Source organism: uncultured Rummeliibacillus sp., assembly GCF_934216135.1.
GTDB lineage: Bacteria > Bacillota > Bacilli > Bacillales_A > Planococcaceae > Rummeliibacillus.
Genome location: NZ_CAKQBI010000002.1, coordinates 90,834 through 108,458, shown reverse-complemented (window position 1 = coordinate 108,458; position 17,625 = coordinate 90,834). Strand labels below are relative to the sequence as shown.

The following is a 17,625-nucleotide window of genomic DNA, read 5'->3' as shown; positions in this document are numbered from 1 at the left end:
TACATAAAAAACAATCAATTACTTTTTTACACTTGAGGAGGATGGGTATGAAAATTGGTGTTCCAAAGGAGATTAAAAACAACGAAAACCGTGTGGCAATGACGCCCGCTGGTGTGGTGAACTTAGCAATGTTTGGACACGAGGTATTTATTGAAACAGGTGCCGGTCTAGGTTCTGGCTTTACAGATGAAGATTACAAACTAGCAGGGGCAAAAATAGTCTCTACAGCAAGTGAAGCTTGGAAGCAAGAAATGGTTATGAAGGTGAAAGAACCGATTACTTCAGAATACGATTATTTTTTTGAAGGTCAAATTCTTTTCACTTATTTACATTTAGCGCCTGAGCCTGAACTAACTCAAGCTCTGCTAGATAAAAAAGTAGTTGCAATTGCATATGAAACTGTACAATTACCAAATCGTACTTTACCATTATTGACTCCTATGAGTGAAGTGGCAGGAAGAATGGCCACACAAATTGGTGCTCAATATTTAGAGAAGCAAGAAGGCGGTAAAGGTATTTTACTTGGTGGCGTGTCAGGGGTGCCGCGTGCAAAAGTAACAATTATTGGTGGGGGTATGGCAGGAGCTAATGCTGCAAAAGTTGCAATTGGTATGGGCGCTGAAGTAACGATTATAGATTTAAGTCCAGAGAGATTGCGTCAATTAGATGACCAATTTGGCAATGATGTCCAAACATTAATGTCTAACCCATACAATATCGCTGAATCTGTAAAAAATTCTGATTTAGTTATTGGTGCTGTACTCATTCCGGGAGCAAAAGCACCAAAATTAGTAACAGAAGAAATGATAAAATCTATGTCTCCAGGTTCTGTAGTTGTCGATATTGCGATTGACCAAGGTGGTATTTTTGAGACATCTGACCGCATAACTACGCATGATAATCCAACATATATAAAACATGGTGTTGTTCATTATGCAGTAGCGAATATGCCTGGTGCTGTTCCAAGAACTTCAACAATCGCACTTACAAATAACACTGTTCCTTATGCCTTAGAAATTGCCAATAAGGGCTATAGACGGGCTTGCTTAACAAACGAGGCATTGAAAAAAGGTATTAACACTTTAGAGGGTAATGTTACATTTAAAGCAGTTGCAGAAGCTTTAAATTATCCATATGTTCCTGCTGATTCGTTATTATAAATTATGACTGAAAAAAATTAATAGATTCAAAGCATATATAAAGCGCCGGATAAGATTTCGATAGAGATTTTATCCGGCGCTTTTAATATTCATAACGTATTGAATTTTAATGATACAAATTATTTAGGTTGAATAATTTGTAGTTCTTTAGGGAAACTTGTTAAAACCTCAACACCATTAGCAGTTACATATACATCATCTTCAATTCGAACACCTGCTGTATCACCTTTATAGATACCTGGCTCAATAGTGAAGACCATACCTTCTTTCATAGCAACTTCGTTTGCACCATGTACTGATGGGAATTCGTGCACTGAAATTCCTAAACCGTGACCAAGACGGTGAGTGAAGTATTCACCGTAACCAGCTTCAGTGATGACATCGCGAGCGATTTTATCTAAATCCATTGCTCTTACTCCTGGTTTTACTGCAGCAATTGCAGACTCGTTTGCATTTTTGACAGCTTCATAAACCGCTTTTTGTGCTTCAGAAGGTTCACCAAATGCTACTGTACGAGTAATATCTGAGCAGTATCCTTTATAAACAACACCAAGATCAAATAAGACTAAATCACCTTTTTGAATTTTTTGGGTACCTGGAGTTCCGTGAGGAGAAGCGGCATTTAATCCAGTAAGGACCATAGTGTCAAATGACATATAAACGCCTTTTTCTTTCATAGCAGATTCTATTGCAGATAGAACTTCAATTTCAGTTTTACCTTCCGCTAATTCGTTACAACCTACTTCAATTGCATAATCAGCTAATTTAGCAGCTTCACGTAGTTTTTCTAACTCGTCTTCTGATTTAACTAAACGCATATTAATAAGTTGTTCGTCAATGCCAACAAATGTAGATGTTGGGTAGACAGTTTGTAAAGCTTCTAAACGCTCAACTGTTACATGTGTTTTTTCAATCGCAATTGTATTTAATGTAACTTTACGAGTTTCAGCAGTGTTATGGAAGATATCCCATGCGTTATCTGTATCGTCATGACCTACAGCTTCATATGCCCATCCTGAAGCCTTCGCATCAGGAACTTCCATTTTAGGACAAATCATAAATGGTTCAGCATCTTTAAATACCATTACGCCAAGAAGACGCTCATGAGGATCACTTTTAAAGCCTGAAAGATAGAAAACATTATCAGGTGTTGTGATAAATGCTGCATCGATATTTTTTTCTTGTAAATACTTTTGAATCAATTGAACCTTGTTCATAAGAATCCTCCTTAGAATTGTTAGAGCTCTTGAAATAATGATATAAGTACATTTTAGTTTAAGTAACTCTTCGCAATTATAGTTTACCAAAAAAAGAGGAAAATAAGTACCTATAACGAATAGAAGTCAATGATACAAAATATTGAAAGGATGATTCTAAATGCAAATTTCTTATCATGGTCATTCCATAGTAAAGATTAAAACGAAAGGTTATACCATTTTAATAGATCCTTTTATTACAGGTAATCGTCTTACAGATTTATCCGTGAAAGAAGAGCACTCAGATGTAATTTTGTTAACGCACGGTCATAACGATCATGTAGGTGATACTGTTGAAATTGCAAAGCAGTCAGGAGCTTTGGTTGTTGCTCCAAATGAACTTGCTGAATATCTCTCTTGGCAAGGTATCAAAACACATCCTATGCATATAGGGGGAGCACATCAATTTGACTTTGGTAAAGTAAAACTGACTCAAGCCTTTCATGGGTCTTCATATATCACGAACGACCAACAAATAATTTACACTGGTATGCCTGCAGGTATTTTATTATTTATAGAAGGGAAAGTAATTTATCATGCAGGTGATACAGCATTATTCTCAGATATGAAATTACTCGGTGATATCCATCCGATTGATGTTGCATTTTTACCAATTGGGGATAATTTTACTATGGGACCAGAAGATGCAGCTAGGGCTGTTGAGTTTTTAAAACCAAAAGAAGTAATACCAATCCATTACAATACATTCCCTGTTATTGAGCAGGATCCTCAAGAATTTGCCAAAATGGTTTCATTTACAAGTGTTCGTGTGATGAAATCAGGAGATGAATTTGACATTTAATTGAAATATATACAATAAAATCGACTTCTAATGCTAAATTACTAAAGAAAATGAGCGAGATATGTTACACTTAAGCCAAGAATGATGTTAGAAAATAGGTGATTTTTTGGCTACAAAACATGAAAAGATACTTCAATATATTGAATCCTTACCAGTCGGAGACAAAATTTCAGTTCGACAAATTGCTAAAGAAATGTCAGTAAGTGAAGGGACAGCTTATCGTGCGATTAAAGAGGCTGAAACGAGAAGACTAGTTAGTACGATTGAACGTGTCGGTACGATTCGTATTGAAAAGAAGAAAAAAGAGAATATTGAAAGGCTAACATTTGCAGAGATTGTTAATATTGTTGAGGGGCAAGTACTAGGTGGCAAAAATGGTCTGCATAAAACGTTAACAAAATTTGTTATTGGTGCGATGAAATTAGAAGATATGATGCGCTATACAGATGCAGGTAGTCTATTGATTGTCGGAAATCGTGATCGCTCACATGAGTATGCGCTAAAAGCAGGTGCAGCTGTACTTATTACGGGTGGTTTTGATACTAACGAGGAAATAAAAAAATTAGCAGACCAGTTAGAGCTTCCTATTATTTCAACAAGTTATGATACGTTTACTGTTGCAACAATGATTAACCGTGCTATTTATGACCAATTGATAAAAAAAGAAATCTTATTAATTGAAGATATTGTTGTACCTATCACGCACACATCTTATTTAAAAACGACAGACACTGTAAAAGACTATAATCTCCTTAATTCTGAAACGAATCATGGTGGTTATCCTGTCGTTGATAAGCATGGTAAAATTGTTGGGATTGTAACATCTAGAGATTTGATAGGTAAACAAGAAGATGACCAAATTGACCGTTTGATGACTCGTAATCCAATTACTGTAACGATGAAAACAAGTGTTGCTACCGCAGGACATCGAATGATTTGGGAAGGTATTGACCTTTTACCTGTTGCTGATGAACATGGAATATTGCAAGGAGTTGTTAGTCGTCAAGACGTATTAAAGGCTTTGCAAATGGCACAAAGACAACCGCAACATGGAGAAACGATTGATGATTTAGTGAAAAATGAAATCATGATCAATTCTTCAGAAGAAGATAATATTGTGAAATTCTCAGTAACACCACAAATGACAAATCAATTTGGTGCTATTTCTTATGGGGCATTTACGACGTTAATTGTTGAGTCTGGTTCTATTACATTGAAAAAAGTAAAACGTGGAGAAAGCGTATTAGAGAATATGTCTATTTACTTTATCAAACCAATTCAAATGGAAACAATGGTAATTGTAAAACCAAGAATACTTGATATGAGTCGTAAATTTGCTAAGATGGATTTTGAAGTGTTTAGTGAAGAGATGTTAGTAGGTAAAGCAATGGCTACATTCCAAATACTAGAACGTTAATCTATTTTTACAAATATACAAAAAGTGATGCACAAATAAGTGCATCACTTTTTGTTCAATTCCTCTTCTTCCGCAATATATTGAGCATAATGGCGTACACGTTTGTTATAATTAACTGTTGCGTATAAGCCAAATAAAATCAAAATAGCACAAACTACATATGTAAGAATCGTATGATATATAATAATTTGGTTTATCCCAAATAGGATTAATAGCATACCAAGTGCAATGCCTGCTCTATTTGCATACCATTTTTTACGAATAGGTAAGTTTGTGCGGAATTGTTTTGTTTTAAAATATAAGTAAAACACAAATGTAATAATGATTAATAATGCTAAAATAATATTTAAGATATTACTCATGGTGTTCCTCCTAAATAGCAAATCTGTCTTTATTTTAACGATAATAACTTAAAAAAGATAGTAGAAAGTAAGGAGGTAACCTTTTAGAGATTATATATTTGTAGGAGGTATTTTTCTTGAAAAAAGAAATTATTGAAACGATTAAATCGTATGATACCATTATTGTACATCGACATGTACATCCAGATCCCGATGCGTACGGATCACAACTTGGATTACAAGCAATTTTACAAACTACTTACCCAGAAAAAAAGGTATATGCTGTTGGTGAACATGATTTAGCATTCGATTATCTAGGTAAGCCTGAAGTAATAGCAGATGATGTATACCGTAATGCACTAGTCATTTGTACAGATACTGCTAATACTGATCGAGTGGATGACCAACGTTACAACACTGGTAAATTTCTCATTAAAATAGACCACCATCCAAATGATGATGCTTATGGAGATTTGTTATGGGTGAATACATCTGCAAGTTCATGCAGTGAAATGATTTATGAATTATTTAAAGAAGGTCAAGAAGTTGATGGTTGGAAAATGGATAAGAAAGGAGCACGTCTGTTATTTGCAGGTATTGTAGGTGATACAGGACGTTTTATCTATCCAAGTACAACAGAAAAGACATTTAATGTAGTGGGTGAGCTTATTCAATATGATTTTGATCGTACAGAATTATTCAATAGTATGTATGAGCTAGACCGATCATTATTACATTTACAAGGCTATATTTATCAAAACTTTACAATAGATGAAAACGGAGCAGCCTACATTAAGTTACCTATTAGTACTTTAAAAGAATTTGGGGTAACTGCAAGTGATACTTCAGCTTTAGTAGGTTCTCTGGGAGATGTCAAAGGTATTAAAGCTTGGGTTATGTTTGTAGAAGAAGAGGATCAGATTCGTGTTCGCTTACGCTCAAAAGGACCAATTATAAATAATTTAGCAAAACAATATCGTGGTGGAGGTCATCCGATGGCTTCAGGGGCTAAAATTTTTAAATGGGCAGAGGCGGATGAAATCATTAGCAAATTACAAATGCTATGTAAAGAAGCTTAAAACGGAAAGGAAGAGATGAAGTTGCAACCTGTTTACTCCCAAATAGTTACAGCTGCGGACATGTTAAAAAGTACAATTCGCACAAGTGAGCTCATTTCCTTCCTTCAACAAGAAAATGCTAAGGCTGCAGCCATTACTAATTCCAAATTATATGGGCTGTTGCCTTTTTGGCGTGCTCTAAAAGAAACGTCTATTCATCCGGTAATTGGCTTAACAGTTCGAGTTGAGTTTTCTACTGAAGATATTCGACCTATTGTGTTATATGCACAGAATATTACTGGGTATCAGAATCTACTAAAGATAACTTCTTCTACTTCTTTAAGGGAAAATGAAACATTACCATTACGATGGTTAGAAGGCTATCACAGAGGTTGTATAGCATTAGTTCCGATTACAAATGATTTGTGGCAACAAGAACAACCTTATGGCGCTGTCGAGAAACTTATCGAGATTTTTGAGAAAGAATATTTATATATAGGAATTGATCGACCGAATGGTATCAAATATCCAACAGAAGAAAATATAATTTCTTACTGTAAAATGAATGGACTTCAAGTATGTGCAACCCATTTAAGTACGTTTATAAAAGAAGAAGATGCATTTACATTTGAAGTGGCAAAGGCTATCTCAACAGGTGCCAAAATGGCTGATCAAGAACAACTTACATCCCGAGAACGTAAGCAATTTTTACCTACTGGGGACAATTTTTACGATTGGTTTGAAGACCATCCAGAGTGGCTACAAACATTAGAAGAAATGCTTATGTCATGTAAAATGGATATTGAATATAACCATTTTTATATGCCGAAGTTTCCAGTTCCCGATGGTAAGACAGCCGAGGGGATATTAAGAGAAAATTGCTTAGTAGGTTTACAAGAGCGTGTACCTGATGCGGGAAAAGAATATTATGACAGATTATCTTATGAATTAGATATCATTATAAAAATGGGATATGCGGATTATTTTTTGATCGTCGCAGATTACATTCAATTTGCAAGAAGTAAGAATATCTTAACAGGACCTGGACGGGGATCTTCAGCAAGTTCTTTAGTCGCTTATAGTTTGCGAATAACAGATGTAGATCCTTTAAAATACGGTCTATTATTCGAACGGTTTTTAAATCCAGAACGAATCACATTACCGGATATAGATGTGGATTTTGCAGATTATCGGAGACAAGAAGTCATCCAGTATGTAGCAGAGAAATATGGTACTAACTATACATCTCAAATTATCACATTTGGCACATTATCAGCTAAGGCTGTCGCTCGTGACGTTGCAAGAGTTTTTGGATTTAGCAATGAAGAATTGACACAAATCTCTTCTCTTATACCTGGAAAAACAGGTATAACATTAAAAGAAGCATTGCAACAATCTGATTCTTTGAGAAAATACGTGAACTCAAGTGAAATTCGCCAAAAGTGGATGCAAGTAGCTCTGAATTTAGAAGGATTGCCACGTAATGCATCAACACATGCGGCAGGGGTTGTTTTATGTCCTGAGCCAATCGTTAATATAGCGCCAATTGAAAAAGGTAGTGAAGGTCTATACTTAACACAATGGCCAATGCAAGAAGTTGAATCAGTAGGTCTATTAAAGATGGATTTTTTAGGTTTACGTAATTTAACTATATTAGAAAGAATCCGTTCAATGATTTACTATGATCAACAAAGATATTTGCGATTCGACAAAATCTCTATGTTTGACCAAAAAACTTTTGAACTACTGCAAAATGGTGATACGACAGGAGTCTTTCAATTAGAATCGGACGGAATGAGACAAGCTTTACGTGAAATTCAACCAACTTCATTTCAAGATATCGTTGCTGTAAATGCACTATATCGTCCAGGCCCAATGGATTTTATACCCGTATATAGCAGACGAAAGCATGGATACGAACAAGTTAATATGCCTCATCCTGTACTAGAACCTATTTTAAGAGAAACGTACGGTGTTATTGTTTACCAAGAGCAAATTATGCTTATTGCTTCACGTATGGCAGGGTTTACAATGGGAGAAGCAGATATTCTTCGTAGAGCCGTAAGTAAAAAGAAAAAGGAAGTACTTGATAGTGAAAGAGCTCATTTTGTAGAGAATTCTAAAGCCAATGGGTTTTCTGAGAAAATAGCAGAGGAAGTCTATAACTTAATCGTTCGTTTTGCAAATTACGGTTTTCCTAAAAGCCATGCAGTTGCATATAGTATGATTTCTTATCAAATGGCGTACTTAAAAGCTCATTTTCCAGCTTATTTTTATGCTGCAATGTTAAGCTCTTCGATGGGAAATCGTGAAAAATTCAATAAAATACTGAACGAGGCAAAGCAAAAAGGAATTGTGATACTAGGTCCATCTATCAATGAGAGTGGAGGATCCTTCCGTGTACAAAATGGTGCAATTCGTCTAGCTTTGTCAGCGATTAAGGGTGTTCCTCATACCTTTATAAACAAAGTTATGGAAATTAGAAAAGCTGCTGGGCATAAAAAGTGGCGCGATATATTTGATATGGCGATTGATTTGACAGCCATACATTTTACTCGGAAAACAATTGAGCCCTTAGTTAAAGCAGGTGCACTAGATGAATTTGGAAAAGATCGTGCAGTACTCTTAGCAACTATTGATGCGGCTGTAAGACATGCTGAGTTATATCGACCTGATGAAGAGGAACAACTTTTAGATGATGAATCATTTTTCTTTGGTAAACCTAAGTACGCTGAAGCTAGCCCAATACCAGAGAAAATAAAATTGCAATTTGAAAAGGATGTACTTGGTTTATATATATCTATACACCCAGTCCAAAAAGTAAAAAGAGAACAACATATTCATTCTAATACGGCTGATGAAGTACGGCATATGAATAATCGAGAGTATGTTAAAATCGTTGGCCTTATTGTAGCTATTAAACAAATAAGGACAAAAAAGGGCGAATTAATGGGCTTTGTAGAAGTGGAAGATGAAACAGGAAGTATTTCGATTACTATTTTTCCAAAAGAATATTTAAAATTACTAGAATGGATTAAAGAAGAACAAATATTATATGTAGAAGGAGTTCTTGAGATAAGAAAAGGATATCCACAAATAATATTAAAAAAATGTAAGCCTATATCACCATAAAATGAATATGAAAAAATAGGGAATTTGTCTAAACTGTGCGACTATCGCACAGTTTTTTTGTTTTGCGCTTTACTTGTGTTAGCAATTTTTGTATGATTATATTGTTCAAAAGTGGTCAGACCACTTTAATAATACTTAAATAATGGGGAGACTAATAATGAGCGTAGATAAGCCTGCTTCTAAAATGTTTTTACAAATAGTACGTGAATTGCGTGAAATTATTCATGATGAGAATATTCCTCCAGGAGGTAAAATTCCATCTGAAAGAGTTTTAGCAGAGCGTTTGAATGTTGGAAGATCATCTATTAGAGAAGCACTACGTAGCCTTGAATTATTAGGCTTGATCGAAACCCGCAGAGGTGGGGGGACCTTTGTTGCGGATTTTCGTAATCATCAATTAGTAGAAGTGTTATCGACATTTATATTACAAGAGGAAAAGACTTTAAGAAATGTTCACAAAACAAGGAAAATTTTAGAACGAGATGCAATCCGTATCGTAACTGAAGACGAGATGCTTCGAAATCTTCCTGTGTGGGAAAGTTTGTTAAAAAACGTGATTATAGAAGGGCGTATTGTACGAGAAGACTTGATGAGAGAAATTGTTATTACATCAAATAATCGACTTGTACTGAAGATTTGGATACTTTTAAAACAATATGGTAAGGAACCTTATAGTGGTATGTCAACAGAAGAAGAACAGCCAGTTTTAAAAACATTCATCAGTGAACTGATGCTTGGCCATACAAATAAAGCAATTCAGGCTTTTGAAGATTGGACAACACTTTTACATAAGGAGCGAGAGTGATTATGAGTATTCGAGATTTATTTAAAAAAAATAAACCTAATAAGAGTATTACGATTACAAGAGAAAATCATGATATTCCAGAAGGAATCATGACAAAATGTCCAGAATGTAATCATGTGATGTTAACCAAAGATCTACAAAAAAACAAAAAGGTTTGTCCGAACTGTCAATATCATCATAAAATGACGGCAAAAGAACGAATTGATGATTTTTTGGATGAAGGTTCATTTCAATCATTAGATGATCATTTACAAACAGTAAATCCACTAAATTTCCCAGGATATATTGAAAAAGTAAATTCAGATATGAAAAAAACTAGTTTAAATGAAGCGGTTTTAACTGGAATTGGAAAATTAGATGGACAACAAGTTGTTGTTGCTGTAATGGATTCATTTTTCCGTATGGGGTCTATGGGGTCAGTAGTTGGTGAAAAGATTACTAGAGCAATAGAAAAAGCAACAGAACTTTCGGTTCCATTTATTATTTTCACTGCAAGTGGTGGAGCAAGAATGCAAGAGGGTGTGATTTCCCTTATGCAAATGGCCAAAACTAGTGTGGCATTAGAACGTCATGGCGCAAAAGGGAACTTATTTATTTCTATTATGACTCATCCAACAACGGGGGGAGTTTCCGCAAGTTTTGCTTCACTTGGTGATATCAACCTAGCAGAACCACAAGCATTAATCGGTTTTGCTGGTAGACGTGTCATTGAACAAACTGTACGAGAAAAACTACCAAATGATTTTCAAACAGCTGAGTTTTTATTAGAACATGGTCAGTTAGATGCAGTTGTACCACGACATGAAATGCGAAAAACTGTTAGTACAATTGTAAAATTGCATGTAAAGGAGGCAATTTAATTGGTCAAAACATTACCTTTTGAAGAGCCGCTAGTTCAATTACGTTCAAAGATTACAGAGTTAAAAGAATTTACATCGAATGCAGATGTGGATTTATCAAAAGAGATTGAACAGTTAGAGCAACGTTTTATAAATCTTGAAAAAGATATTTATCACCATTTAAAACCGTGGGATCGAGTTCAAATTGCGCGTCATCCTGAACGACCATCTACTCTCGACTATATTAAGGAACTTTTTAATGATTTTATCGAACTACATGGCGATCGTAACTTTGGTGATGATGCAGCAATTGTAGGAGGGATTGCTTCTTTTGAAGGAATGCCAATTACAATTATCGGTCATCAACGTGGGAAAGACACAAAGGAAAATATTCGTCGGAATTTTGGTATGCCACATCCTGAAGGGTATCGAAAAGCTTTACGTCTAATGAAGCAAGCAGAGAAATTTAGTCGTCCTATAATTTGCTTTATCGATACAAAGGGAGCTTATCCTGGTAAAGCGGCAGAAGAAAGAGGACAAAGTGAAGCAATCGCTAGAAACTTGTTAGAAATGGCAGGTTTAAAAGTGCCGATTATTAGTGTTGTAATTGGCGAAGGGGGTAGCGGTGGTGCATTAGCTTTGGGTGTAGCGAATCATGTTCACATGCTAGAAAACTCTACTTATTCTGTAATTTCACCAGAGGGAGCTGCTTCCATCCTTTGGAAGAATGCAGCACTTGCACAAAAGGCTGCAGAAGCTATGCGAATTACAGCACCGAATTTAAAGGAAGCAGAAATAATAGAAGAAATTATTCCAGAAGTGTTAGGCGGAGCCCACAAAAATGTTCATAAACAAGCTGAATTCTTAAAAGATGTTTTATTAAATTCTTTAAATGAGTTAAAGAGCTTATCCGAAGAGGAATTAATCGAACAACGTTACGATAAATTTAGAAAAATCGGAGTCTTTTCTGAATAAAGATTTCAATATAGACGTCTGACAAATTAAAATAATGGTATATTTATATAAAAGGCTGCTTTAAACGAATACTATAATCGTTTGAACCAGCCTCTTATTTCTTTTGGAGAAATTAGCATGTTGGAAGTTATACATAAAACTTCTAATAATAAATACTGATATATAATAAGGTTTAGTCATAATTCAAAGGAAATGAGCAATATTTACTTATATGTTCATCACTTTATACGTTATTTGTTATGGGAAAATCAATTTTTCCTATAAGAAGAACAGGAGGTTGAGACAAATGAAAAAAATAGGTGTATTAACGAGTGGCGGAGATTCTCCTGGTATGAACGCTGCAGTTCGAGCAGTTGTGAGAAAGGCACTTTATCATGGAATTGAAGTTGCGGGTATATATCATGGATATCAAGGTTTAGTCGAAGGGAAAATAAAAAATTTAGATGTTGGTGATGTTGGAGATATTATTCAAAGAGGCGGAACAATGCTTTATTCAGCCAGATGCCCAGAATTCAAGACAGATCAAGTGCAAGAAAAAGCAATTGGGCAATTAAAAGAACACGGAATTGAAGGTCTTGTTGTCATAGGTGGAGATGGTTCTTATAGAGGAGCTTTGGCATTATCAGAAAAAGGATTCCCGTGTATTGGCGTACCTGGAACTATTGATAATGATATACCTGGTACAGATTATACAATCGGGTTTGATACAGCTTTAAATACAGTCATAGAATGTATCGATAAAATTCGTGATACAGCTACTTCACATGAAAGAACATTTATCATTGAAGTAATGGGTCGTGATGCTGGAGACTTAGCTTTATGGGCAGGATTAGCTGGTGGAGCTGAAACAATTGTAATTCCAGAAGTTACTACAGATATTGAAGGTTTAGTACAACGTTTAAAACAAGGTCATGAACGTGGAAAAAAACATAGTATTATTATTGTAGCTGAAGGTGTAATGTCTGGTGGAGACTTAGCTAAAGTTATAAAAGAAAAAGCGGACATCGAAACTCGTGTATCTGTCTTAGGTCATATCCAACGAGGAGGATCCCCAACTGCTAGAGATCGCGTACTTGCTAGTCAACTTGGTGCAAAAGCGGTAGAAGTTTTGATGGAAAACCGTGGAGGAGTAGCGATTGGCATTCGCAATCATGAGGTGGTAGACTATGAGTTGAAAGATGCATTTAATAAAGAACGGAAAGATGAACTATCTATGTATACACTATCTAAAGAATTGTCTATCTAATAAATTGGAGTGGTAAACAATGAGAAAAACGAAAATAGTCTGTACTATTGGACCAGCAAGTGAATCACAAGAAACATTAGTTTCATTAATAGAAGCAGGTATGAATGTTGCTCGATTGAACTTCTCTCATGGTAGTCATGAAGAACATGCAGTTCGTATTCAAGCAATCCGTGAAGCAGCTAAAAAGACAGGGAAAGTTGTATCTATCTTACTTGATACAAAAGGACCTGAGATAAGAACTCATAATATGGAAAATGGAGCAATCGAACTTGTAACAGGTCAAACTATTGATATCTCTATGAAAGAAGTTCTGGGTAATAGTAAAGTATTTTCCATTACTTATGAAAGATTGATCGAAGATGTTCAAGTCGGTTCAGTTATCTTACTTGATGACGGCTTAGTCGAATTACATGTAACAGGTATTGATCAACAAGCTGGAATTATTCATACAACAGTTGAAAATGCAGGCGTATTAAAAAACAAAAAAGGTGTAAATGTACCAGGAGTTTCAGTTCAACTTCCAGGAATTACAGAAAAAGATGCTCAAGATATATTATTTGGTATTGAACAAAAAGTAGATTTTATCGCAGCTTCTTTTGTAAGACGTCCTTCAGATGTAATGGAAATACGTGAATTACTCGAAAAAAATGGTGGATCTCATATTCATATCATTCCGAAAATCGAAAACCAAGAAGGCGTAGATAACATTGATGGAATTATCCAAGTATCTGATGGGTTAATGGTGGCACGTGGAGATCTGGGTGTAGAAATTCCAGCCGAAGAAGTTCCAATCGTGCAAAAAAATCTAATTCATAAATGTAATAGAGCAGGAAAACCAGTAATAACAGCTACCCAAATGTTGGACTCCATGCAACGTAATCCTCGTCCAACTCGTGCAGAAGCAAGTGATGTTGCAAATGCTATTCTTGATGGTACTGATGCAATCATGCTTTCCGGTGAGACTGCTGCAGGACTTTATCCATTAGAATCGGTCCAAACAATGGATAAAATTGCCAGCCGCATTGAACAAACTTTAGACCATAAACGTATTGTCAATGAAAGAAGCAAAGAAAAAGGCGCTAACATGACTGAAGCGATTAGCCAAGCTGTCGTTCATACATCTCTTAACCTTCAAGTTTCTGCTATTTTAGCACCAACTGAAAGTGGAAATACAGCGAAAATGATCGCTAAATACCGACCAGGTGTACCAATCATAGCTATGACTTCTTCAGAGGAAGTGTGCCGAAATCTAACTCTTGTTTGGGGTGTACAACCTATAGTAGCACCACAAGTTACATCAACAGATGAAGTATTAGAAAAAGTGGTTCAACAAAGTATAGATAGAGGATATGTAAAACACGGTGATTTAGTAGTTATTACAGCTGGAGTTCCAGTAGGTGAGGCAGGTACAACTAACTTGATGAAATTACATGTTATTGGCGATGTGTTAACAAAAGGTCAAGGAATTGGTAAATCTACTGCTATTGGTAAAGCTTTAGTAGTTCGTAATGCAGAAGAAGCACTTGCACAAGACACTTCGGAACGTATTATTGTTACGATTGGATCAGATCGTGAAATGATGCCTGCTATTTCAAATTGTGCTGGATTGATCACCGAAGAGGGGGGACTAACTAGTCATGCTGCCGTTGTAGGGCTTAGTCTAGGGATTCCGGTTATTGTAGGTGTAAAAGATGCCACAAAACTTATTAAAAATGAGCAAGAAGTTTCAATGGATGCTGTTTCAGGTGTAATTTACTATGGATCATCTAGAATTTTATAATGATAAGCCGCAATCATAAAATTTTACTTCTGTTTTAACGCTAAAAAAGAGGTGAAGACAATGCGGAAGTTTCTTTTGTTTTTAATTGCAGTTCCAATTGTTGAATTAACTGTTGTCTTACTATCGGGAAAGCTAATAGGTATGATTCCTACTATGTTTTTAATTGTAGTTACTGGGTTATTAGGAATATATATTGCTAAATCCAAAGGGTTAAATGCCTTTCAACAATTGAAAGCTGCGATTGAAAATGGACAAGCACCTGGTGATGCAATTATTGATGGAGTATTAACTTTTATTGGCTCTATCATACTTGTTCTTCCAGGGTTTATCTCTGATATAATAGGGATTTTATTGATCATACCAATAACTAGAAAGTTATTTAAACCAGCCATCTATTATTGGTTAAGAAAAAAGATGAAAAAAGGGCAAATTATTTTGATGCAAAAATAGGTAGCTTTTTTAACTTTACAGCGATTAATAATATGAATGGGCTAAGAATAATACCTGCTACTCCAAAAAGTAGTAAACTTATGGCACTTAAGATGAAGGCGTGTACCGAGCGAATTTGCATGGTAGACGCCCACATCATTGATTCCGCAAATTGTCGTGTAAGTTGTACTATAATATACAGAACAATAATTTGAATTCCAATGGCCATTTTCCCAGTTACCATAAACAAAATACTTATCGGGATTAAGAATATACCAATCCCTAAAAAAGGTAAGAAATCACATACGGAGACAAGTAATGCTTTTCCTATAGGTTCGGAAAAACCGAGCATATAAAATCCGATAGATAAAAGGCCGAAAGTAATAAATGCTAAACGAATTTCCACCGAAATAAAATAACTAAATAATGTTGTAGCCTCTTCAAAAATTTTTCTTATATGTTTTCTGAAATTTGAAGGAATATATACAAAAAACCAATGCTTATTACGGCTTGTTTCATATAATGCAAAATAAAATGCTACGATAAAAATCGTAACCTCAACTAGATGTTGCATAATGTCTTGTATAGATTGAAATATTTTGGATATCATTATATCGAATAACTCAAATAACTGATCTCTAATCTGAGTTGTTATGGCATCAGGAATATGAATAAATGATGAAGCGTCTAACAAATTGTCCTTTAAAACTGGAAGAGTATCCATTAATGCTGTGGCAAGAAATAATAGTCCTACTGATAAACTAAGTACAATTATAATTTCTGTTAATAGTGCAGTAATAAATGAAGGGATTTTTAGTTTTTTATGGAATAATTGTAATAGAGGTGAGAAAAGATAGGCTAATACGATTGCTAATGTTACTGGTAGTATAAGCCATGCAACAAAAACCAAAAATATTATAAAACTCCAAAGCTTTATGTTATTCTTCGTATTTTTATCAAGAGAATTAATAATATAGTCACCTTCTTCCTCTTCCACCAATTTATGTATCTTGATAATGATGATATTTTCTACAAAACGTCTGAATATTCTCTTTAGCATTGTTTTTAGAAAAAATGAAGGTTTTTCATTCACAAAGCCGTCAAAATTTATTATAATATCAATGTAAGCGATTTACTTATAGGTTCATATGGATTTTGACGATTTATTTAAAAGTTAGAACTTGTTTTTAACTAACGTTAACCCAAAAAGGAGCGAGAAATAATGGCAACAACTAAAGGTTTAGAAGGCGTTGTAGCAGCAGAAACTAAGATTAGCTCAATCATTGATGATACTCTTACATATGTAGGCTATAACATCGATGATTTAGCAGAAAACGCATCTTTTGAAGAGGTAGTATACTTACTATGGCACACTAGATTACCAAAAGCTGACGAATTAGCTGAGTTAAAACAACAACTAGCAGAAAATATGGTAGTGCCACAAGCGGTATTAGATCACTTCAAAACTTACGATCTAAAATCAGTACACCCAATGGCTGCTTTACGTACAGCTGTTTCTTTATTAGGTTTATATGATGAAGATGCAGAAGATATGTCAGCTGAAGCTAACTATCGCAAAGCTATCAAATTGCAAGCTCGTATGGCAACTGTAGTTACAGCATTTGGTCGTATCCGTGCTGGTAAAGAACCAGTTGCACCTAGAAAAGACTTATCATATGCAGCAAACTTCTTGTATATGCTACATGATAAAGAACCACAACCAATTGAAGTGGAAGCTTTCAACAAAGCATTAGTTCTTCATGCTGACCACGAATTAAACGCTTCAACATTCACTGCTCGTGTATGTGTTGCTACATTATCAGATATTTACTCTGGTGTAACTGCAGCAATTGGAGCTTTAAAAGGACCACTTCATGGCGGTGCAAATGAACAAGTTATGAAGATGTTATCTGAAATTGGATCAATTGATAATGTTGAATCATACATCCAAAACAAATTAGATAACAAAGAAAAAATCATGGGATTCGGACACCGTGTTTACCGTAAAGGTGACCCACGTGCAAAACATTTACGTTTAATGTCTGAAAAATTGACTAAACTAAATGGTAAACCTGAACTTTATGAAATGTCAGTTAAAATTCATGACATGATTCAAGAACAAAAACACCTACCTGCAAACGTAGACTTCTTCTCAGCATCAGTTTACGATTCTCTAGGTATTGAACATGATCTATTCACTCCAGTATTTGCTGTTTCACGTGTATCTGGTTGGGTTGCTCATATCTTAGAACAATATGCTAACAACCGTTTAATCCGTCCACGTGCAGAATATGTTGGACCTGGTATGCAAAAATATGTACCAGTTGAAGAGAGATAATTGGTATAATGGTAATAATCGTAGGGCAGACTAATCTAGTTCCTGCC

General features: G+C 35.2%; 15 protein-coding genes. 12 read left to right on the top strand and 3 right to left on the bottom strand.

Features of this window, described 5'->3' with window-relative positions; all coding sequences use genetic code 11:
• Window positions 1-47: 47 nt before the first annotated feature.
• Complete coding sequence (gene ald / locus Q0977_RS02165; protein WP_119415096.1) at window positions 48-1,160, top strand: alanine dehydrogenase; 1,113 nt, start codon at window positions 48-50, stop codon at window positions 1,158-1,160.
• A 119-nt stretch (window positions 1,161-1,279) separates the two neighbouring features.
• On the opposite strand, the gene Q0977_RS02160 is transcribed toward ald, so the two are convergent.
• The gene (locus Q0977_RS02160; RefSeq protein ID WP_119415097.1) at window positions 1,280-2,377 is read right to left on the bottom strand and encodes a Xaa-Pro peptidase family protein; all 1,098 of its coding nucleotides are present in this window, start codon (window positions 2,375-2,377) and stop codon (window positions 1,280-1,282) included.
• 160 nt (window positions 2,378-2,537) lie between these two features.
• Here Q0977_RS02160 and Q0977_RS02155 point away from each other — a divergent pair, with 160 nt between their 5' ends.
• The gene (locus Q0977_RS02155; RefSeq protein WP_299510190.1) at window positions 2,538-3,218 is read left to right on the top strand and encodes a metal-dependent hydrolase; all 681 of its coding nucleotides are present in this window, start codon (window positions 2,538-2,540) and stop codon (window positions 3,216-3,218) included.
• Window positions 3,219-3,324: 106 nt separating this feature from the next.
• Entirely contained in the window at window positions 3,325-4,635 is a 1,311-nt protein-coding gene (locus tag Q0977_RS02150) for a DRTGG domain-containing protein (protein ID WP_119415099.1), read from the top strand.
• Window positions 4,636-4,679: 44 nt separating this feature from the next.
• On the opposite strand, the gene Q0977_RS02145 is transcribed toward Q0977_RS02150, so the two are convergent.
• Window positions 4,680-4,997, bottom strand: coding sequence for a YtpI family protein (locus Q0977_RS02145; protein WP_119415100.1), 318 nt, complete (start codon window positions 4,995-4,997; stop codon window positions 4,680-4,682).
• A 116-nt stretch (window positions 4,998-5,113) separates the two neighbouring features.
• On the opposite strand from Q0977_RS02145, the gene Q0977_RS02140 reads away from it, so the two are divergent.
• The 8 genes from Q0977_RS02140 (at window position 5,114) to Q0977_RS02105 (ending at window position 15,261) form a co-directional block, all read left to right on the top strand.
• Window positions 5,114-6,055 carry a bifunctional oligoribonuclease/PAP phosphatase NrnA gene (locus Q0977_RS02140; RefSeq protein ID WP_299510185.1) on the top strand — a complete coding sequence of 314 codons (942 nt, stop codon included), beginning with the start codon at window positions 5,114-5,116 and terminating at the stop codon, window positions 6,053-6,055.
• 15 nt (window positions 6,056-6,070) lie between these two features.
• A complete protein-coding gene (gene dnaE / locus Q0977_RS02135; RefSeq protein WP_299510183.1) occupies window positions 6,071-9,166 on the top strand; it encodes a DNA polymerase III subunit alpha in 3,096 nt (1,031 codons plus the stop codon).
• Between the two features lie 157 nt (window positions 9,167-9,323).
• Entirely contained in the window at window positions 9,324-9,971 is a 648-nt protein-coding gene (locus tag Q0977_RS02130) for a FadR/GntR family transcriptional regulator (RefSeq protein ID WP_119415103.1), read from the top strand.
• Between the two features lie 2 nt (window positions 9,972-9,973).
• Window positions 9,974-10,831 carry an acetyl-CoA carboxylase, carboxyltransferase subunit beta gene (accD, locus tag Q0977_RS02125; protein ID WP_124217760.1) on the top strand — a complete coding sequence of 286 codons (858 nt, stop codon included), beginning with the start codon at window positions 9,974-9,976 and terminating at the stop codon, window positions 10,829-10,831.
• A complete protein-coding gene (gene accA, locus Q0977_RS02120) occupies window positions 10,832-11,785 on the top strand; it encodes an acetyl-CoA carboxylase carboxyl transferase subunit alpha (RefSeq protein WP_119415105.1) in 954 nt (317 codons plus the stop codon).
• Between the two features lie 286 nt (window positions 11,786-12,071).
• Window positions 12,072-13,031: a 6-phosphofructokinase gene (gene pfkA / locus Q0977_RS02115; RefSeq protein ID WP_299510174.1), complete on the top strand. Its 960-nt coding sequence runs from the start codon at window positions 12,072-12,074 to the stop codon at window positions 13,029-13,031.
• A gap of 19 nt (window positions 13,032-13,050) precedes the next feature.
• The gene (gene pyk, locus Q0977_RS02110; RefSeq protein WP_119415107.1) at window positions 13,051-14,811 is read left to right on the top strand and encodes a pyruvate kinase; all 1,761 of its coding nucleotides are present in this window, start codon (window positions 13,051-13,053) and stop codon (window positions 14,809-14,811) included.
• Window positions 14,812-14,871: 60 nt separating this feature from the next.
• Window positions 14,872-15,261 (top strand): FxsA family protein, encoded by a 390-nt coding sequence (locus Q0977_RS02105; protein ID WP_119415108.1) that lies wholly within the window; start codon window positions 14,872-14,874, stop codon window positions 15,259-15,261.
• On the opposite strand, the gene Q0977_RS02100 is transcribed toward Q0977_RS02105, so the two are convergent.
• A complete protein-coding gene (locus tag Q0977_RS02100) occupies window positions 15,242-16,150 on the bottom strand; it encodes an AI-2E family transporter (protein ID WP_158582322.1) in 909 nt (302 codons plus the stop codon). The genes Q0977_RS02105 and Q0977_RS02100 overlap by 20 nt on opposite strands.
• A 312-nt stretch (window positions 16,151-16,462) precedes the next feature.
• Here Q0977_RS02100 and citZ point away from each other — a divergent pair, with 312 nt between their 5' ends.
• The gene (citZ, locus tag Q0977_RS02095; protein WP_119415110.1) at window positions 16,463-17,578 is read left to right on the top strand and encodes a citrate synthase; all 1,116 of its coding nucleotides are present in this window, start codon (window positions 16,463-16,465) and stop codon (window positions 17,576-17,578) included.
• Window positions 17,579-17,625: the final 47 nt, after the last annotated feature.